Raw genomic sequence first — 15,902 nt, 5'->3', positions numbered from 1 at the left:
CGCGAGAGCTTCCGAAGAGGCGTGATCACGCCTCGGCCGTCTCGGCCTCCACCACCTCGGGCTTCGGACCGCTGTCCAGGCCCTTGGCGGCCACGTCGCGCTCGACCAGCTCGATCACCGCCATCTGGGCGGCGTCGCCGTAGCGGATGCCGGCGCGCAGCACGCGGGTATAGCCGCCGTTGCGGGCCGAGTAGCGCGGCGCGAGCGTGTCGAACAGCTTGCGGACCACCGCCGCGTCGCGGATCTGCGCAGCCGCCTGGCGGCGGGCATGCAGGTCGCCGCGCTTGCCGAGCGTGATGATGCGCTCGACATACGGGCGCAGCTCCTTCGCCTTGGGCAGCGTGGTGGTGATCTGCTCGTGCTTGAGCAGGCTGGTCGCCATGTTGCGGAACATGGAGAGCCGATGGGCGGAGGTGACGCCGAGCTTCCGGCCCGAAACCCCGTGACGCATTGTTCTAGTCCTCTGTTACGGGCCGCTTAGAAGGGCTCGTCGACCTTGCGGGCCAGGTCCTCGATGTTCTCCGGCGGCCAGCCGGGGACGTTCATGCCGAGCTGCAGGCCCATGGAGGTAAGAACCTCCTTGATCTCGTTGAGAGACTTGCGGCCGAAGTTCGGCGTGCGGAGCATCTCCTGCTCGGACTTCTGAACGAGATCGCCGATATAGACGATGTTGTCGTTCTTCAGGCAGTTCGCAGAACGGACGGAGAGCTCGAGCTCGTCCACCTTGCGGAGCAGGTTGCGGTTGAACGGCAGGTCGTCCTCGACCTCGGCGGCCCGCGCCTCGCGCGGCTCGTCGAAGTTGATGAAGAGCTGCAGCTGGTCCTGCAGGATGCGGGCGGCGAGCGCCACGGCGTCATCCGGCGAAACCGTGCCGTCCGTCTCCACCGTGAGCACCAGCTTGTCGTAGTCCGTGCGCTGGCCGACGCGGGTCGGCTCCACGCGATAGGCGACACGGCGCACCGGGGAGTAGATGGCGTCCACGGGGATCAGGCCGATCGGCGCGTCCTCGGGGCGGTTCTCGGAAGCCGGGACATAGCCCTTGCCCGTGGCCACGGTCAGCTCGGCATTCAGCCGCGCGCCGTCGTCCAGGGTGCAGATGACCAGGTCAGGATTCGCGATCTCGATATCGCCCGTGACCTGGATCTGGCCGGCCGTCACCTCGCCCGGGCCAGTCGCGGTCAGGGAGAGGCGCTTGGAGCCCTCGCCCTGCATGCGGATGGCCAGGCGCTTGATGTTCAGGACGATGTCCGTCACGTCCTCGCGCACGCCGGGCAGGCTGCTGAATTCATGCAGCGCGCCGTCAATCTGCACCGCGGTCACCGCCGCCCCCTGGAGGGAGGACAGCAGGATCCGGCGCAGGGCGTTGCCGAGCGTCATGCCGAAGCCGCGCTCGAGCGGCTCCGCAATGATCGTCGCGGTGCGGGAGGGGTCGTTGCCCCCCTCCACATCCAGACGCTCGGGCTTGATGAGGGAACGCCAGTTGCGATCCATCGCGCCACTCATGGTGGGGTACCCCTCAGACGCGGCGCCGCTTGCGAGGGCGGCAGCCATTATGCGGGATCGGCGTCACGTCCTTGATCGCGGTGACGTAGAAGCCGACAGCCTGCAGGGCGCGAAGCGCGCTCTCACGGCCCGAACCGGGGCCGGAGACCATGATCTCCAGCGTCTCCATGCCGTGCTCGCGCGCCTTCTTGCCCGCATCCTCAGCCGCGACCTGCGCGGCATAGGGGGTGGACTTGCGGCTGCCCTTGAAGCCCTGCGAGCCGGAGGACGACCAGGCGATCGCGTTGCCCTGGCTGTCCGTGATCGTGACGATCGTGTTGTTGAAGGAGGCGAGCACGTGGGCCACGCCGGAAGAGATGTTCTTCCGTTCCTTCTTGCGGGGGCGAGAGCCCGCGTTCGGCTGACGCGCCATCTTACTTGGTAACCTTCTTCTTGCCGGCGATCGCCACGGCCTTGCCCTTGCGGGTACGGGCGTTCGTGTGCGTGCGCTGGCCACGCACCGGCAGGCCGCGACGGTGACGGAGGCCGCGGTAGCAGGCCATGTCCATCAGCCGCTTGATGTTCATCGCCACTTCGCGGCGGAGGTCACCCTCGACGCGGTAGTCACGGTCCATCGTCTCGCGCAGACGAAGCAGCTCGTCCTCGGAGAGCTGGTTCACCCGGCGCTCCTCGGGGATGCCGAGCCTGGCGCAGATGTCGGCCGCGTTCTTCGGGCCGATGCCATAGATGTAGCGCAGCGAAATGTGCACGCGCTTGTTGTCGGGGATGTTCACGCCGGCGATGCGCGCCACGTTGCTCTCCTGGAGCCCTAAGCTCCGTTCGGGCCGGTCGGTGGAGCCGTCCGGCGAGGTGATCCTGGCCCTGCCCGCGAGGGCGGAGCCAATGCGACTCCTGACGTTGATACGTCAGTGCAAGCGGAATTGCGGCCGGGTGAGGCCCTGCCGCGAAGGTGGGCGATTTACGGGTCTGACCGGTGAGAGTCAAGCCCCATCGAGGATGGCCTCGATCTGGGTGGAGACGGTGGCCATGTCGGCCATCCCGTCCACATGCTTCAGCTTTCCCTGGGCCGCGTAATAGGGCAGCAGCGGGGCCGTCTGCCGGTGATACGCATCCAGGCGCGCGGCGACCGTCTCGGCCTTGTCGTCAGCCCGACGGGTGAAGTCGTGGCTGCCACAGACATCGCAGATCCCGGCCACCTGGGTCGGCTTAAAACGGTCGTGATAGCCGGTTCCGCAGGAGGAACAGGTGAAGCGACCGGCAATGCGCTCGACCAGCGCGGCGTCGTCCACCTTCAGCTCGATGACGTGGTTCAGGGCGAGTCCCATCTCGTCCAGCATCACGTCCAGGGCCTCGGCCTGGGGCACGGTCCGGGGGAAGCCGTCCAGGATGAAGCCACGGGCGCAGTCCGGCTTCTGGACGCGGATGGCCAGCATGGCGGTGATGATGGCGTCCGGGACCAGGTCGCCCCGCTCCATGATCGCCTTGGCCTCGTTCCCGATGTCGGAGCCCGACTTCACCTCGGCCCGCAGCATGTCCCCGGTCGAGATCTGGGCGATCCCGTGCCGGTCCTGCAGCAGCTTCGCCTGGGTCCCCTTCCCCGCCCCCGGCGGGCCCAGAAGGATCAGGTTCATCGACGGGGGCTCCCTCCGCGCGGGGTCACAGGCGCGGGGCCGGGGCCCCGGCCGCCCACGCGGGCCTTCCGAATCAGGCCCTCATACTGGTGCGCGAAGAGATGGGACTGCACCTGGGCCACCGTGTCCATGGTCACGGAGACGATGATCAGGAGGCTCGTGCCGCCGAAATAAAAGGGGACGCCATACTGGCTGATCAGGAACTCGGGGATCAGGCAGACGATGCAGAGATACACGGCGCCGACTAGGGTCAGCCGCGTCAGCACCCGGTCGAAATACTCGGCCGTCGCCGCGCCCGGGCGGATGCCGGGCACGAAGCCGCCATACTTCTTGAGGTTGTCCGCCGTCTCGGTCGGGTTGAACACCACGGCCGTGTAGAAGAAGGCGAAGAAGATAATCAGCGCCACATATAGGCCCATGTACAGCGGCTGGCCGTGGGCCAGCATCGCCGCGGCGCGGGTCAGCCAGTTGTCCTGCCCCTGCGTGGCGGCGAAGCCCGAGAAGGTCGCCGGCAGTAGCAGGAGCGAAGAGGCAAAGATCGGCGGGATGACGCCGGCCGTGTTCAGTTTCAGCGGCAGATGGGTCGAGTCGCCGCCGAACATGCGGTTCCCCACCTGGCGCTTAGGATACTGGACAGGGATCTTCCGCTGAGCCCGCTCAATGAAGACCACGAAGGCGATCACCGCCAGTGCCATCAGCAGGAAGAAGATGATGAAGAAGGCGGACAGGGCGCCCGTCCGGCCCAGCTCAAGCGTGGAGATCAGGGCGTGGGGGAGGTTCGCGACGATCCCGGCGAAGATGATCAGGGAAATGCCGTTTCCGACGCCTCGGGCCGTGATCTGTTCGCCGAGCCACATCAGGAACATCGTCCCGCCGACCAGGGTGGTCACGCAGGAGACGCGGAAGAACAGGCCCGGATCGAGCACTGCCGCCCCGAAATTTCCCCGCATGCCCTCGAGCCCGACCGCGATGCCGTAGGCCTGGAAGAAGGCGATCAGGACCGTGAGGTAGCGCGTGTACTGATTAAGCTTCTTCCTCCCGGACTCACCCTCCTTCTTGAGGGCCTCCCAGGCCGGAATGGCGGCCGACATCAGCTGCACGATGATCGAGGCCGAGATGTAAGGCATGATGTTCAGGGCGAAGACGGTCATGCGCCCCAGCGCACCGCCCGTGAACATGTCGAACATGCCGAGGATGCCGCCGCCATGCTGCGACAGGATCTCGGCCATCACCGCCGCATCCACGCCAGGCACGGGAATATAGGTGCCCAGGCGGTACACGATCAGCGCACCGAGGGTGAACCAGAGCCGCTTCTTCAGCTCGGTCGCGCGGGACAGCACGCCGAGGTTGAGATTGGCCGCGAGCTGCTCGGCGGCGGACGCCATGGGGGGAACCCTCTTCTCACGACTGCGGCGCCGGGGGAGAGCCCGCGGCGCCGCAGAACACTACATCAGGTCAGGTAGAGGTCGCAGCAACGGCGATCAAGCCGCCGGAGCTTCCTCGGCCGCAGGCTCACGCAGGGTGACGCTGCCGCCGGCCGCCTGCACCGCCGCGATCGCCGCGGCCGAGGCCCGGGCCACCGAGATGGTCACGGCCCGCTTGATCTCGCCCTTGGCCAGCAGGCGGACGCCCGCCTTCTTGCCGATGCGGACCAGCCCGGCCTTCACCAGGGCAGCCTCGTCCACCGTCTCGCCCGCGGGGAGCACGCCGGACTCGATCGCCTTGTCCAGCGAGCCGAGGTTGATGACGGCGTACTCCTTGCGGAACAGGTTGTGGAAGCCGCGCTTCGGCAGACGGCGATACAGCGGAAGCTGACCACCCTCGAAGCCGTTCAGCGACACGCCGGTACGGGCCTTCTGGCCCTTGACGCCGCGACCACCGGTCTTGCCCTTGCCGGAGCCGATGCCCCGGCCGATGCGCTTGAACTTCGGGCGGGCACCCTCGTTGTCGCGCAGCTCATTGAGCTTCATGGTTCAGCCCACCTTCACCAGGTGCGCGACCTTGCGGATCATCCCCTGCACGGCGGGGGTGTCCTCAAGCTCGCGGGACCGGTGCAGCTTGTTGAGGCCGAGACCGATCAGCGTCTCGCGCTGACCAGGCTTGCGGCCGATGGGCGACCCGATCTGGGTCACCTTCACCGTCTTCTTCGTCACGTCAGACACCGGCGGCCTCCGTGGCGGGCGCCTCGCCAGCGCGCGGATTGGGGAGGAGGTCGGCCACCTTCTTGCCGCGACGCGCCGCGACCGCCCGGGGGGAGGTGCAGCGAGCCAAGCCGGCGAAGGTCGCCTTGACCATGTTGTGCGGGTTCGTGGTGCCCGTGCACTTGGCGACGACGTCGCCCATGCCCAGGACCTCGAACACGGCGCGCATCGGGCCACCCGCGATGATACCCGTACCGGCCGGAGCCGCACGGAGGATCACGCGGCCAGCGCCGAACTCGCCGATGACGTCGTGATGCAGGGTACGGCCCTCGCGCATCGGCACGCGGATCAGGCCGCGCTTGGCCCGCTCCGTTGCCTTGCGGATCGCCTCCGGCACCTCGCGCGCCTTGCCGGCGCCCCAGCCGACCCGGCCCTTCTCATCGCCCACGACCACGAGGGCCGCGAAGGAGAAGCGCCGGCCGCCCTTCACGACCTTGGCGACGCGGTTGATGGTGACGAGCTTGTCCTTGAACTCGTCCTGCTCGCGATCCTGGCGGGAATCGCGGTTGTCGTCACGACGGCCGCGGCCGCGGCGGCGGTCGCCGTCGCCGGCGCCCTCGCCACCTGGACGCGGCGCGTTGGAACGCGGTGCGTATGCCATTCTATCGGCTCCTCAGAACGACAGCCCGCCCTCGCGGGCGCCGTCCGCCAGGGCCTTCACCCGGCCATGGTAGAGATAGGGACCGCGGTCGAAGACCACCTCGGTCACGCCGGCCGCGAGCGCACGCTCGGCCACCAGCTTGCCGATGGCGGCCGCCGCGTCGGTGTCCGCGCCGGTCTTGCCGGCCTCGCGCACGGTCTTCTCCAGGGTCGAAGCAGCGGCAAGGGTGCGGCCCGCCGTGTCGTCGATGACCTGGGCGTAGATGTGCCGGCCCGAACGATGAACCGAGAGGCGCACGCGCCCCCCACCCTTCAGCTTGATCTGGTAGCGCGTGCGCGAACGCCGGCGCTGCTGCAGTGCGAGCTTGTTCGCCATTACTTCTTCTTACCCTCCTTCCGGAGGATCGTCTCGTTGTCGTACTTGATGCCCTTGCCCTTGTAGGGCTCGGGACCGCGGTACGCCCGGATCTCCGCCGCAACCTGACCAACGCGCTGCTTGTCCGCGCCCTCGACCTTGATGGCCGTGGGCCGCTCGGTCGTGATCTTGATGCCCTCGGGGATCGGGTAGCGGATCTCGTGGCTGTAGCCGAGATTGAGCACCAGCTCCTTCCCCTGCACCGCCGCACGATAACCCGTGCCGGTGATCTCCATGGACTTGGAGAAGCCCGTGGACACGCCCGTGACCATCCCGTTGATCAGGGACCGGGTGGTCCCCCACATCGTGCGGGCCGCGCGATCCTCACCGCGCGGAGCCACGGCGACCTCGCCGTCACCGACGGTGACATCAACCTTGTCCGTGAGCGGCAGGCGCAGCTCGCCGAGCTTGCCCTTCGCCACCACGGCGTTGTCCTGAATGGTGACGGTGACGCCGGACGGCACCTTCACCGGATACTTGCCAACGCGAGACATATCCCTGCCCTCCGTCAGAACACGCGGCAGAGAACCTCGCCGCCAACATTGGCAGCGCGGGCCTCGAGGTCGCTCATCACGCCACGCGGCGTGGAGAGGATGGAGATGCCGAGCCCATTATAGAACTTCGGCAGTTCCTTGATCTTGGAGTACACCCGGCGGCCCGGCTTGGACACGCGGGTGATCTCCTTGATCGCCGGCTCGCCCTCGGAATACTTGAGCTCGATGTCGAGCACCTTGATGCCGGGGCGAAGCTCCTCCGCGCGCCAGGCGCGGATATAGCCCTCGCGCTTCAGAACGTCCAAGACGTCGGAGCGAAGGCGAGAAGCCGGGGAAACGACGCGCGCCTGACGAGCACGCTGGCCGTTGCGGATGCGGGTGAGCATGTCACCCAGTGGATCGGAGAGCTGCATGGCCCCTTACCTTACCAGGAGGCCTTGACGAGACCCGGAATCTGACCGTTCGAGGCCAGCTCCCGGAGCATGTTCCGGCTCAGCTTGAACTTGCGGTAATTGCCGCGCGGACGACCGGTCAGCTCGCAGCGCAGACGAATGCGGTTCTTCGCACCGTTGCGCGGCAGCTGCGCCAGCTTGATCGTCGCTTCGAAGCGGTCCTCGACCGGCAGCTCGCGATCCATCACCGTCTTCTTCAGGGCGGCGCGCTTCGCGGCATGCGCCTTGGCCAGGTGCATGCGGTGCTTATTCTTCTCGACTGACGAAGTCTTGGCCATTCGATCAGTGTCCTCCGGAACCTGCCCGGGCTGCCGGGCGGTTTTCCAAGATCAATTGATGAAGGGAAGCTGGAAGCCCTTCAGCAGGGCCTTCGCTTCCTTGTCCGTCTTCGCCGTGGTGACGAAAACGATGTCCATGCCGCGGATCGCATCCACCTTGTCGTAGGCGATCTCGGGGAAGATGATCTGCTCCTTCAGGCCCATGGCATAGTTGCCACGGCCGTCAAAGCCCTTGCCCGAAACACCGCGGAAGTCGCGGACACGCGGCAGCGCGATCGTCACCAGACGGTCCAGGAACTCGTACATCCGGGCGCGCCGCAGCGTCACCTTCGTGCCGATGGCCTGACCCTCGCGGATCTTGAAGCCGGCGATCGCCTTCTTGGCCTTAGTCTTCACCGGCTTCTGACCGGCGATGACCGTCAGCTCGGCAACGGCGGCATCCAGCTTCTTCTGGTCGCCCGCGGCCTCACCAACGCCCATGTTGATGACGATCTTCTCCAGCTTCGGAACCTCCATCGGGTTCTTGTAGCCGAATTCCTCGGACAGAGCCTTGCGGATCTGCTCGAGATACTGCTGCTGCAGGCGCGGCAGTTCCTTCGTGGTCGCGTCGCTCATGCGATCACCTCGCCGGAGGCCTTCGCCACCCGGACCTTCTTGTCGCCATCGATGCGGAAGCCGACGCGGGTCGGCTTGTCGCTCTTCGGGTCGATCAGCGCCAGGTTGGAGAGGTGGATCGCAGCCTCCTTCTCCTGGATGCCACCGGGCTGGTTCATGCCCTGCGGCTTGGCATGGCGCTTGACGATGTTCACGCCCTGCACCACGGCGCGGTTCTCGGTCGGGGAGACCGAGAGAACCTCGCCGCGCTTGCCCTTATCCTTGCCGGCGAGGACCTGGACGCGATCGCCCTTCTTGATCTTCGCAGCCATCACAGCACCTCCGGAGCCAGGGAGATGATCTTCATGTACTTGCGGGCGCGAAGCTCGCGCACCACCGGCCCGAAGATGCGGGTCCCGATCGGCTCGTTCTGCTTGTTGATCAGCACGGCCGCGTTGTTGTCGAAGCGGATCGCGGTGCCGTCCTGACGGCGCACGGCATAGGCCGTGCGCACGATCACGGCGCGATGCACCTCGCCCTTCTTTACCTTGGCGCGGGGGATGGCGTCCTTGACCGACACCACGATGATGTCGCCCACGGAGGCCGTCTTGCGCTTGGAGCCGCCCAGCACCTTGATGCACTGGACACGACGGGCGCCGGAGTTGTCGGCGACGTCGAGATTGGACTCAACCTGGATCACGCCGACACCTCGTCGCCGAGCTCGATGTTCTCGAGCAGCTCATAGGCGGCGGGACGCGCGACGGTCTCGCCGTTGCGCTGGACGACCAGCCAAGACTTGCGCTTGGAGATCGGCCGGCACTCCTCGATCGACACCATGTCACCCTCGCGGCACAGGTTCGTCTCGTCGTGCGCGGCGTACTTCTTCGAGCGCCGGATGAACTTCTTATAGAGCGGATGCATCACGCGACGCTCGACCAAGACCGTTACGGTCTTGTCCTGCTTGTCGCTGGTCACCCGCCCCGTGAGGACGCGCTTCGGCATATGCCGCGGTCTCCTCTCAGGACTTCTGGGATTGACGGGCCTGCTGGCCCAGGACGGTCTTTACACGAGCGATGTCGCGCCGAACAGCACGAATTCGCCCGACGGCCTCCAACTGCCCGGTCGCCCGCTGGAAGCGCAGATTGAACTGCTCCTTCCGCAGGTCGAGCAGCATGGTCTTCAGCTCGTCCGCGGTCTTGCCGCGGACATCCGCGATCTTCGTCATTGCCTTCAGGCCTCCGCCGCGCCCAGGCGGGCCACGACCTTCGTCTTGATCGGCAGCTTGGCGGCACCGAGGGCCAGCGCTTCACGCGCCGTCTCCTGGCTCACGCCGTCGATCTCGAACATGATGCGACCCGGCTTGATGCGGGCCACCCAGTACTCGGGGGCACCCTTACCGGAGCCCATGCGGACCTCGGCGGGCTTGGTGGAGACGGGCAGGTCCGGGAAGATCCGGATCCACACGCGCCCCTGGCGCTTCATGGCGCGGGTGATCGCGCGGCGAGCCGCCTCGATCTGCCGGGCGGTCACCCGCTCCGGCTCCAGCGCCTTCAGGCCGTAGCCGCCGAAGGACAGGGTAAACCCGCCCTTGGCCACGCCCTTGATGCGGCCCTTATGGGCCTTACGATACGTCGTGCGCTTCGGCGACAACATGATACGTGTTCCTCAGCCCGTCGCTCAGCGCTGCGGCGCCTGCTCGGCGGCGCGCTTGTCCTGCGCCATCGGGTCGTGCGCCATGACTTCGCCCTTGAAGATCCACACCTTCACACCGCAGGTGCCATAGGTGGTCTTCGCGGTCGCCACGCCGAAGTCGATATCGGCGCGGAGGGTGTGCAGGGGAACACGGCCCTCGCGATACCACTCCATGCGCGCGATCTCGGCCCCGCCGAGACGGCCGGAGCAGTTGATGCGGATCCCGCCCGCGCCGAGGCGCATGGCGGACTGCACGGCGCGCTTCATCGCACGGCGGAAGGCCACGCGACGCTCGAGCTGCTGCGCGATGCTCTCGGCCACCAGGGTGGCGTCCAGCTCCGGCTTGCGGATCTCGACGATGTTCAGCGCCACCTCGGCCCCGGCCATCTTGGCCAGGTCCTTGCGCAGCACCTCGATATCGGCGCCCTTCTTGCCGATCACAACCCCGGGGCGGGCGGCGTGGATGGTCACACGCGGCTTCTTGGCCGGGCGCTCGATCACCACCTTGGCCACGCCGGCGCCCTTCAGGCGCTCACGTAGCTTGTTGCGAAGCTTCAGGTCGTCGTGGAGCAGGCCGGCATAGTCGGCGTCGCCGGCGTACCAGCGGCTGTCCCAGGTGCGGTTGATGCCGAGCCGGAGCCCGATCGGATTGACTTTGTGACCCATCTTACGCGGCCTCCTCGGCCACCGGCGCCGGCTGCTGCTCGGCGACGACGATCTTCAGGTGGCTGAACCACTTCTCCACGCGGGCGGCCTTGCCGCGGCCGCGCGCCTGGAAGCGCTTCATGACGATCGAACGACCCACCTCGACCCGAGCCACCACCAGCTTGTCCACGTCCAGGCTGTGGTTGTTCTCGGCGTTCGCGATGGCGCTCTCGAGCGTCTTCTTCACCGTGTCGGAAATACGGCGCTTGCTGAAAGTCAGCACGGCGACCGCATCGGACGCAGCGCGCCCGCGGATCAGGCCGGCGGCCAGGTTCAGCTTGCGCGGCGACACCCGGATGTTCCGGGTGACGGCCTGGGCCTCGGTCTCGGCGAGGCTGCGCTCGTGCTTCGGCTTGCTCATCGGATCAGCCCCGCTTGGCCTTCTTGTCCGAGGAGTGCCCGGTGAAGGTACGCGTCGGCGAGAACTCGCCGAACTTGTGGCCCACCATGTTCTCGGACACCTGGACGGGGATGAACTTCTTGCCGTTGTAAACGCCGAAGGTCAGGCCCACGAACTGCGGGAGGATCGTGCTGCGGCGCGACCAGATCTTGATGATCTCGTTGCGCGTGGAGCTGCGAGCCGCCTCCGCCTTGTTGAGCAGGTAGCCGTCGACGAACGGCCCCTTCCATACGCTGCGCGACATGGCGATCAGCCCTTCTTCGCGGTGCGGCGACGGACGATGAGACGGTCCGTGCGCTTGTTGGTGCGGGTCTTGTAACCCTTGGTCGGCTTGCCCCAGGGCGTGACCGGGTGACGGCCGCCCGAGGTCCGGCCCTCACCACCGCCATGCGGGTGATCGACCGGGTTCATGACGACACCGCGGTTATGCGGACGGAAGCCCATCCAGCGACGACGCCCGGCCTTGCCGAGCTGCTGGTTGGAGTTGTCCGGGTTCGACACGGCGCCGATCGAGGCCAGGCATTCGGCGCGGAGGAGCCGCACCTCGCCCGACATCAGCTTCACCTGCGCATAGCCGGCATCCTTGCCGACCAGCTGGCAGTAGGTGCCGGCCGAGCGGGCAATCTTGGCGCCGGCGCCCGGCTTCATCTCCAGCGCATGCACGATCGTGCCCACGGGGATGGAGGCCAGCGGCATGGCGTTGCCGGGCTTGATGTCCACGCGGTCACCCGCGATCACCGTATCGCCCGCCTTCAGGCGCTGCGGCGCGATGATGTAGGACAGCTCGCCGTCCTGATACTTGATCAGGGCGATCCAGGCCGTGCGGTTCGGGTCATACTCCAGGCGCTCGACCGTAGCGGGCACGTTGAACTTCGTGCGGCGCTTGAAGTCGACATAGCGGTAGGACTGCTTGTGTCCGCCGCCCCGGAACCGAACCGTGGTGCGGCCGTGATTGTTGCGGCCGCCCGAGTGGCTCTTGCCCTCGGTCAGCTGCTTGACGGGCTTGCCCTTCCACAGCTCCGAGCGGTCCACCAGCACCGTGCCGCGAAGGCTCGGGGTGACCGGATTAAATTGCTTCAGCGCCATGGCTTACGCGAGCCCCGTCGTGAGATCGATGCTCTGGCCCTCGGCCAGCGTCACGATCGCCTTCTTCCAGTCGGAGCGCTGGCCGGGACGGCCGCGGAACCGCTTGGACTTGCCCTTGACCACCACGGTGTTCACCGCGGTGACGTTCACGCCGAAGAGACCCTCGACGGCCGCCTTGATCTCGGGCTTCGTGGCATCCGAGGTCACCTTGAAGGTCACCTGGCCCACCTCGTTCAGAATCGTCGCCTTCTCGGTGATCACCGGGGCAACGATCAGCTGGTACATCCGCTCCTGCGAGATGACCGGCTTCTTGGTCTGCGTCTCGCTCACGACAGACGCTCCTTCAGGGCCTCGACGCCCGCCCGGGTCACGACCAGGACGTCGTGGCGGACGATGTCGTACACATTGGCGCCGACCGTCGGCAGCACCTGGACCCGCGGCAGGTTGCGCGCGGCGCGAACCAGGCCCGCATCCGGAGCGGCATCGAACAGGAGAGCGCTGGTCCAGCCGAATGCCTTCACCTGCGCGGCGAGGGTCTTCGTCTTGGCGCTGTCGCCCGGGGCGGCAGCGTCGAGCACAACGAGCTTGCCGCTAGCGGCCTTCTCGCTCAGCGCGCTGATCAGGCCCAGGCGGCGGACCTTCTTCGGCAGGCTGTATTCATGGCTGCGCACCACCGGGCCGTGAACCACACCACCGGTGCGGAACTGCGGCGCGCGAAGCGAACCCTGACGAGCATTGCCCGTGCCCTTCTGGCGGTAGGGCTTCTTGGTGGTCCCGGAGACCTCGCCCATGCCCTTCACCTTGTGCGTTCCGGCACGGCGCTTCGCCAGCTGCCAGTGCACGACCCGCGCCATGATGTCGGCGCGCGGCTCGGCGCCGAACACCTCGGAGGGGAGCTCGATCTCGCCGGCCTCGGCGTTGTCGAGCGTGATGACCTTCACCTGCATCACCCGATCCTCAGGCCGTCGCCGCCGGATACGGCGCGTCGGCATGGCGCTTCCGCTTCACAGCGTCGCGCACCATCACGTAGCTGTTCGCGGCGCCGGGAACGGCACCCTTCACGAAGAGCAGACCCTTCTCCACGTCCACGCCCGCCACTTCCAGGTTCTGGGTGGTGATGCGCTCGACGCCGAGGTGACCAGCCATCTTCTTGTTCTTGAAGGTCTTTCCCGGATCCTGACGGTTACCGGTCGAGCCATGCGAACGGTGGCTGATCGACACGCCGTGCGACGCCTCGAGGCCGGCGAAGTTCCAGCGCTTCATCGCGCCGGCGAAGCCCTTGCCCTTCGTGATGCCCGTCACGTCGATCTTCTGGCCCTTCACGAAGTGGGCCGGGGAGAGCTTGGCGCCCGCCTCCAGCACCGCATCGCCAGCCGTGCGGAACTCGATGACCTTGGCCGGCGCCTCGACGCCAGCCTTGGCGAAGTGCGCACGGTTCGGCTTGGAGACGTTTTTCGCCTTCGCGTGCCCGATGCCGAGCTGCACGGCCGTGTAGCCGTCCTTGTCGGCGGAGCGCACCGCCACGACGCGAACATCATCCACGTGCAGCAGCGTCACCGGCACGGTGGAGCCGTCCTCGTTGAACAGCCGGGACATGCCCAGCTTGCGGGCGATCAGGCCGGTACGGCCATCTTTCGCGGCCATGGTGTATGCGCCCCTCAGACTCAGATCTTGATCTCGACGTCCACGCCCGAGGCGAGGTCGAGCTTCATCAGCGCGTCCACGGTCTGCGGGGTGGGGTCGACGATGTCCAGAAGACGGCGATGGGTCCGGATCTCGAACTGCTCGCGCGACTTCTTATCGACGTGCGGAGAACGGTTCACGGTGAACCGCTCGATATGGGTCGGGAGCGGGATAGGCCCCCGCACCCGAGCGCCGGTCCGCTTCGCGGTGTTCACGATCTCCCGCGTGCTGCCATCCAGCACGCGGTGATCGAACGCCTTGAGGCGGATCCGGATATTCTGGGCGTCGGCGGCCATCTTACTTCTCGATGCTCGCGACGACGCCGGCGCCGACGGTACGGCCGCCCTCGCGGATGGCGAAGCGCAGGCCCTGGTCCATGGCGATCGGCGCGATCAGCTCGACGCTCATCGCCACGTTGTCGCCCGGCATCACCATCTCGACGCCTTCCGGCAGCTGCACCACGCCCGTCACGTCGGTCGTGCGGAAGTAGAACTGCGGACGGTAGTTGGTGAAGAACGGCGTGTGGCGGCCGCCCTCTTCCTTCGTCAGGATGTAGGCCTCGGCCTTGAACTTCGTGTGCGGCGTGATCGAGCCGGGCTTGGCCAGAACCTGGCCGCGCTCCACGTCCTCACGCTTCGTGCCACGCAGCAGCGCGCCGATGTTGTCGCCCGCCTCGCCGCTGTCCAGCAGCTTGCGGAACATCTCGACGCCCGTCACCGTCGTCTTCACGGTGTCCTTCAGGCCGATAATCTCGACTTCCTCGCCCACCTTGACGATGCCGCGCTCGACGCGGCCCGTCACCACCGTGCCGCGGCCCGAGATCGAGAACACGTCCTCGATCGGCATCAGGAACGGCAGGTCCTTCGGGCGCTCCGGCTGCGGGATGTAGCTGTCCACCGCCTCCATCAGCTTCAGGATGGCCTGCTCGCCGATCTCGGGGCGCTTGTCCTCCAGCGCCATCAGCGCCGAGCCGTGGATGATGGGGATGTCGTCGCCCGGGAACTGGTAGGAGGAGAGGAGCTCGCGCACCTCCATCTCGACCAGCTCCAGCAGGTCCGGATCCGCCATGTCGACCTTGTTCAGGAAGACCACCAGCGCCGGCACGCCGACCTGGCGCGCCAGCAGGATATGCTCGCGCGTCTGCGGCATCGGGCCGTCAGCCGCCGACACCACCAGGATCGCGCCGTCCATCTGCGCCGCGCCCGTGATCATGTTCTTCACGTAGTCGGCGTGGCCCGGGCAGTCGACGTGGGCGTAGTGCCGGTTCGCCGTCTCGTACTCGACATGCGCCGTCGAGATCGTGATGCCGCGAGCCCGCTCCTCCGGAGCCTTGTCGATCTGGTCATACGCCGTGAAAGACGCGCCACCCGACTTCGCCAGAACCTTCGTGATCGCAGCCGTCAGCGACGTCTTGCCATGGTCCACATGGCCGATCGTGCCGATGTTGCAGTGCGGCTTGTTCCGCTCGAACTTCGCCTTCGCCATTCGCGTCCAGTCCTATCCCATCCGGGGGCCGTGAGCCCCCTGCCCGCCCGTGCAGGCCTTGTTGATCGCCATATGGTGTTCGGTAAGACCGGTTTCAGTATCCGAAACCGAAGGGCGCGTCTGGAGCGGGTGACGGGAATCGAACCCGCACAGCCAGCTTGGAAGGCTGGAACTCTACCATTGAGCTACACCCGCCCACTGGAACCGCCCGTTTGAACAGGCGGGCCGGAATGGACCGCCGCCGCGCGCACCGCGCCTGCCGGGGGAATGGGACACATGGAGGGGGTTGGATTCGAACCAACGTAGGCGCGAGCCAACGGATTTACAGTCCGTCCCCTTTAGCCACTCGGGCACCCCTCCACAGGGTGTCCCCAACCCTGACGGGCGGGAGCCGGCGGACTATCCGAGAAGCGGTGGTGCTGTCAACGTGAGGGAAAGGGCCCGCGCGATGAAAGGGGCATCGCAGCGCGCCTTGCGGCTTCGGCCGCGATTTGCAGGATGCCGCCATGTCACCGCCCCGCAGGCCTCAAGGCCCTCGTCCCCCCTCCGCCCCCGGCGCATCGCATGATGGCCGCGGCAGCGGCCAGCCCTCCCGCCCCCGCGCCTTCGACGGCAAACGCGGCTGGAAGGGCGGCGAGGCATCGGCCACCGACGCGCCACGCCGGCCCGGATTCAAGGCCACG

The 15,902-nt window shown here is 67.0% G+C and carries 28 protein-coding genes and 2 tRNA genes; all 30 read right to left on the bottom strand.

The window, feature by feature from the left end; all coding sequences use genetic code 11:
* Positions 1-25: 25 nt before the first annotated feature.
* Positions 26-451 carry a 50S ribosomal protein L17 gene (gene rplQ / locus BUB97_RS02090; RefSeq protein ID WP_073130875.1) on the bottom strand — a complete coding sequence of 142 codons (426 nt, stop codon included), beginning with the start codon at positions 449-451 and terminating at the stop codon, positions 26-28.
* A 26-nt stretch (positions 452-477) separates the two neighbouring features.
* The gene (locus BUB97_RS02085) at positions 478-1,491 is read right to left on the bottom strand and encodes a DNA-directed RNA polymerase subunit alpha (protein ID WP_073130872.1); all 1,014 of its coding nucleotides are present in this window, start codon (positions 1,489-1,491) and stop codon (positions 478-480) included.
* 25 nt (positions 1,492-1,516) lie between these two features.
* On the bottom strand, positions 1,517-1,915 hold the full coding sequence (gene rpsK / locus BUB97_RS02080) for a 30S ribosomal protein S11 (RefSeq protein ID WP_043835425.1): 399 nt from the start codon (positions 1,913-1,915) through the stop codon (positions 1,517-1,519).
* A gap of 1 nt (position 1,916) precedes the next feature.
* Positions 1,917-2,294, bottom strand: coding sequence for a 30S ribosomal protein S13 (gene rpsM / locus BUB97_RS02075; RefSeq protein WP_073130870.1), 378 nt, complete (start codon positions 2,292-2,294; stop codon positions 1,917-1,919).
* 189 nt (positions 2,295-2,483) lie between these two features.
* Complete coding sequence (locus BUB97_RS02070; protein ID WP_073130868.1) at positions 2,484-3,134, bottom strand: adenylate kinase; 651 nt, start codon at positions 3,132-3,134, stop codon at positions 2,484-2,486.
* On the bottom strand, positions 3,131-4,519 hold the full coding sequence (secY, locus tag BUB97_RS02065) for a preprotein translocase subunit SecY (protein WP_073130866.1): 1,389 nt from the start codon (positions 4,517-4,519) through the stop codon (positions 3,131-3,133). The genes BUB97_RS02070 and secY overlap by 4 nt, the downstream gene beginning before the upstream one ends.
* A gap of 96 nt (positions 4,520-4,615) precedes the next feature.
* Entirely contained in the window at positions 4,616-5,104 is a 489-nt protein-coding gene (rplO, locus tag BUB97_RS02060) for a 50S ribosomal protein L15 (RefSeq protein WP_073130865.1), read from the bottom strand.
* Between the two features lie 3 nt (positions 5,105-5,107).
* On the bottom strand, positions 5,108-5,296 hold the full coding sequence (rpmD, locus tag BUB97_RS02055) for a 50S ribosomal protein L30 (protein ID WP_175562532.1): 189 nt from the start codon (positions 5,294-5,296) through the stop codon (positions 5,108-5,110).
* Complete coding sequence (rpsE, locus tag BUB97_RS02050) at positions 5,289-5,936, bottom strand: 30S ribosomal protein S5 (protein WP_073130861.1); 648 nt, start codon at positions 5,934-5,936, stop codon at positions 5,289-5,291. The genes rpmD and rpsE overlap by 8 nt, the downstream gene beginning before the upstream one ends.
* A 12-nt stretch (positions 5,937-5,948) precedes the next feature.
* Positions 5,949-6,311: a 50S ribosomal protein L18 gene (rplR, locus tag BUB97_RS02045; RefSeq protein WP_073130859.1), complete on the bottom strand. Its 363-nt coding sequence runs from the start codon at positions 6,309-6,311 to the stop codon at positions 5,949-5,951.
* The gene (gene rplF / locus BUB97_RS02040) at positions 6,311-6,844 is read right to left on the bottom strand and encodes a 50S ribosomal protein L6 (protein ID WP_073130856.1); all 534 of its coding nucleotides are present in this window, start codon (positions 6,842-6,844) and stop codon (positions 6,311-6,313) included. Before rplF ends, rplR begins: the two co-directional genes overlap by 1 nt.
* A gap of 14 nt (positions 6,845-6,858) precedes the next feature.
* Positions 6,859-7,257: a 30S ribosomal protein S8 gene (rpsH, locus tag BUB97_RS02035; protein WP_073130854.1), complete on the bottom strand. Its 399-nt coding sequence runs from the start codon at positions 7,255-7,257 to the stop codon at positions 6,859-6,861.
* 11 nt (positions 7,258-7,268) lie between these two features.
* Entirely contained in the window at positions 7,269-7,574 is a 306-nt protein-coding gene (gene rpsN / locus BUB97_RS02030; protein WP_073130852.1) for a 30S ribosomal protein S14, read from the bottom strand.
* Positions 7,575-7,625: 51 nt separating this feature from the next.
* Entirely contained in the window at positions 7,626-8,189 is a 564-nt protein-coding gene (rplE, locus tag BUB97_RS02025) for a 50S ribosomal protein L5 (RefSeq protein WP_073130851.1), read from the bottom strand.
* Positions 8,186-8,500 (bottom strand): 50S ribosomal protein L24, encoded by a 315-nt coding sequence (gene rplX / locus BUB97_RS02020; protein WP_073130849.1) that lies wholly within the window; start codon positions 8,498-8,500, stop codon positions 8,186-8,188. Before rplX ends, rplE begins: the two co-directional genes overlap by 4 nt.
* Complete coding sequence (gene rplN, locus BUB97_RS02015; protein WP_073130847.1) at positions 8,500-8,868, bottom strand: 50S ribosomal protein L14; 369 nt, start codon at positions 8,866-8,868, stop codon at positions 8,500-8,502. The genes rplX and rplN overlap by 1 nt, the downstream gene beginning before the upstream one ends.
* Positions 8,865-9,170: a 30S ribosomal protein S17 gene (rpsQ, locus tag BUB97_RS02010; protein ID WP_073130845.1), complete on the bottom strand. Its 306-nt coding sequence runs from the start codon at positions 9,168-9,170 to the stop codon at positions 8,865-8,867. The genes rplN and rpsQ overlap by 4 nt, the downstream gene beginning before the upstream one ends.
* Before the next feature lie 16 nt (positions 9,171-9,186).
* A complete protein-coding gene (gene rpmC, locus BUB97_RS02005) occupies positions 9,187-9,393 on the bottom strand; it encodes a 50S ribosomal protein L29 (protein ID WP_073130843.1) in 207 nt (68 codons plus the stop codon).
* A gap of 5 nt (positions 9,394-9,398) precedes the next feature.
* Complete coding sequence (gene rplP, locus BUB97_RS02000; protein WP_073130842.1) at positions 9,399-9,821, bottom strand: 50S ribosomal protein L16; 423 nt, start codon at positions 9,819-9,821, stop codon at positions 9,399-9,401.
* Between the two features lie 24 nt (positions 9,822-9,845).
* Positions 9,846-10,526, bottom strand: a complete 681-nt coding sequence (gene rpsC / locus BUB97_RS01995) for a 30S ribosomal protein S3 (protein WP_073130840.1) — start codon at positions 10,524-10,526, stop codon at positions 9,846-9,848.
* 1 nt (position 10,527) lies between these two features.
* Positions 10,528-10,926, bottom strand: a complete 399-nt coding sequence (gene rplV / locus BUB97_RS01990) for a 50S ribosomal protein L22 (protein ID WP_073130838.1) — start codon at positions 10,924-10,926, stop codon at positions 10,528-10,530.
* A 4-nt stretch (positions 10,927-10,930) separates the two neighbouring features.
* Complete coding sequence (gene rpsS, locus BUB97_RS01985) at positions 10,931-11,209, bottom strand: 30S ribosomal protein S19 (protein WP_073130835.1); 279 nt, start codon at positions 11,207-11,209, stop codon at positions 10,931-10,933.
* A 5-nt stretch (positions 11,210-11,214) separates the two neighbouring features.
* On the bottom strand, positions 11,215-12,051 hold the full coding sequence (rplB, locus tag BUB97_RS01980) for a 50S ribosomal protein L2 (protein ID WP_073130832.1): 837 nt from the start codon (positions 12,049-12,051) through the stop codon (positions 11,215-11,217).
* Between the two features lie 3 nt (positions 12,052-12,054).
* A complete protein-coding gene (locus BUB97_RS01975; protein ID WP_456306318.1) occupies positions 12,055-12,351 on the bottom strand; it encodes a 50S ribosomal protein L23 in 297 nt (98 codons plus the stop codon).
* Between the two features lie 26 nt (positions 12,352-12,377).
* Positions 12,378-12,998 (bottom strand): 50S ribosomal protein L4, encoded by a 621-nt coding sequence (gene rplD, locus BUB97_RS01970; RefSeq protein ID WP_073130829.1) that lies wholly within the window; start codon positions 12,996-12,998, stop codon positions 12,378-12,380.
* Between the two features lie 10 nt (positions 12,999-13,008).
* The gene (gene rplC / locus BUB97_RS01965) at positions 13,009-13,695 is read right to left on the bottom strand and encodes a 50S ribosomal protein L3 (RefSeq protein ID WP_073130828.1); all 687 of its coding nucleotides are present in this window, start codon (positions 13,693-13,695) and stop codon (positions 13,009-13,011) included.
* Positions 13,696-13,715: 20 nt separating this feature from the next.
* Positions 13,716-14,030: a 30S ribosomal protein S10 gene (gene rpsJ / locus BUB97_RS01960; protein WP_043835383.1), complete on the bottom strand. Its 315-nt coding sequence runs from the start codon at positions 14,028-14,030 to the stop codon at positions 13,716-13,718.
* A 1-nt stretch (position 14,031) separates the two neighbouring features.
* Positions 14,032-15,219, bottom strand: a complete 1,188-nt coding sequence (tuf, locus tag BUB97_RS01955) for an elongation factor Tu (RefSeq protein ID WP_073130825.1) — start codon at positions 15,217-15,219, stop codon at positions 14,032-14,034.
* A gap of 121 nt (positions 15,220-15,340) precedes the next feature.
* Positions 15,341-15,414 (bottom strand) — tRNA-Gly (locus BUB97_RS01950).
* An 82-nt stretch (positions 15,415-15,496) separates the two neighbouring features.
* Positions 15,497-15,579 (bottom strand) — tRNA-Tyr (locus BUB97_RS01945).
* Positions 15,580-15,902: the final 323 nt, after the last annotated feature.

Source organism: Muricoccus roseus (assembly GCF_900141905.1).
GTDB lineage: Bacteria > Pseudomonadota > Alphaproteobacteria > Acetobacterales > Acetobacteraceae > Roseomonas > Roseomonas rosea.
Note: the sequence above shows the minus strand (reverse complement) of the source record. Positions and strands in the feature narration are given on the sequence as shown.

Excerpts from the sequence above, each read along its gene's own strand:
- rplQ (WP_073130875.1), bottom strand. The coding sequence starts at position 451 with ATGCGTCACGGGGTTTCGGGCCGGAAGCTCGGCGTCACCTCCGCCCAT.
- BUB97_RS02085 (WP_073130872.1), bottom strand. The coding sequence starts at position 1,491 with ATGGATCGCAACTGGCGTTCCCTCATCAAGCCCGAGCGTCTGGATGTG.
- rpsK (WP_043835425.1), bottom strand. The coding sequence starts at position 1,915 with ATGGCGCGTCAGCCGAACGCGGGCTCTCGCCCCCGCAAGAAGGAACGG.
- BUB97_RS02070 (WP_073130868.1), bottom strand. The coding sequence starts at position 3,134 with ATGAACCTGATCCTTCTGGGCCCGCCGGGGGCGGGGAAGGGGACCCAG.
- secY (WP_073130866.1), bottom strand. The coding sequence starts at position 4,519 with ATGGCGTCCGCCGCCGAGCAGCTCGCGGCCAATCTCAACCTCGGCGTG.
- rplO (WP_073130865.1), bottom strand. The coding sequence starts at position 5,104 with ATGAAGCTCAATGAGCTGCGCGACAACGAGGGTGCCCGCCCGAAGTTC.
- rpsE (WP_073130861.1), bottom strand. The coding sequence starts at position 5,936 with ATGGCATACGCACCGCGTTCCAACGCGCCGCGTCCAGGTGGCGAGGGC.
- rplR (WP_073130859.1), bottom strand. The coding sequence starts at position 6,311 with ATGGCGAACAAGCTCGCACTGCAGCAGCGCCGGCGTTCGCGCACGCGC.
- rplF (WP_073130856.1), bottom strand. The coding sequence starts at position 6,844 with ATGTCTCGCGTTGGCAAGTATCCGGTGAAGGTGCCGTCCGGCGTCACC.
- rpsH (WP_073130854.1), bottom strand. The coding sequence starts at position 7,257 with ATGCAGCTCTCCGATCCACTGGGTGACATGCTCACCCGCATCCGCAAC.
- rpsN (WP_073130852.1), bottom strand. The coding sequence starts at position 7,574 with ATGGCCAAGACTTCGTCAGTCGAGAAGAATAAGCACCGCATGCACCTG.
- rplE (WP_073130851.1), bottom strand. The coding sequence starts at position 8,189 with ATGAGCGACGCGACCACGAAGGAACTGCCGCGCCTGCAGCAGCAGTAT.
- rplX (WP_073130849.1), bottom strand. The coding sequence starts at position 8,500 with ATGGCTGCGAAGATCAAGAAGGGCGATCGCGTCCAGGTCCTCGCCGGC.
- rpsQ (WP_073130845.1), bottom strand. The coding sequence starts at position 9,170 with ATGCCGAAGCGCGTCCTCACGGGGCGGGTGACCAGCGACAAGCAGGAC.
- rpmC (WP_073130843.1), bottom strand. The coding sequence starts at position 9,393 with ATGACGAAGATCGCGGATGTCCGCGGCAAGACCGCGGACGAGCTGAAG.
- rplP (WP_073130842.1), bottom strand. The coding sequence starts at position 9,821 with ATGTTGTCGCCGAAGCGCACGACGTATCGTAAGGCCCATAAGGGCCGC.
- rpsC (WP_073130840.1), bottom strand. The coding sequence starts at position 10,526 with ATGGGTCACAAAGTCAATCCGATCGGGCTCCGGCTCGGCATCAACCGC.
- rplV (WP_073130838.1), bottom strand. The coding sequence starts at position 10,926 with ATGAGCAAGCCGAAGCACGAGCGCAGCCTCGCCGAGACCGAGGCCCAG.
- rpsS (WP_073130835.1), bottom strand. The coding sequence starts at position 11,209 with ATGTCGCGCAGCGTATGGAAGGGGCCGTTCGTCGACGGCTACCTGCTC.
- rplB (WP_073130832.1), bottom strand. The coding sequence starts at position 12,051 with ATGGCGCTGAAGCAATTTAATCCGGTCACCCCGAGCCTTCGCGGCACG.
- rplD (WP_073130829.1), bottom strand. The coding sequence starts at position 12,998 with ATGCAGGTGAAGGTCATCACGCTCGACAACGCCGAGGCCGGCGAGATC.
- rplC (WP_073130828.1), bottom strand. The coding sequence starts at position 13,695 with ATGGCCGCGAAAGATGGCCGTACCGGCCTGATCGCCCGCAAGCTGGGC.
- rpsJ (WP_043835383.1), bottom strand. The coding sequence starts at position 14,030 with ATGGCCGCCGACGCCCAGAATATCCGGATCCGCCTCAAGGCGTTCGAT.
- tuf (WP_073130825.1), bottom strand. The coding sequence starts at position 15,219 with ATGGCGAAGGCGAAGTTCGAGCGGAACAAGCCGCACTGCAACATCGGC.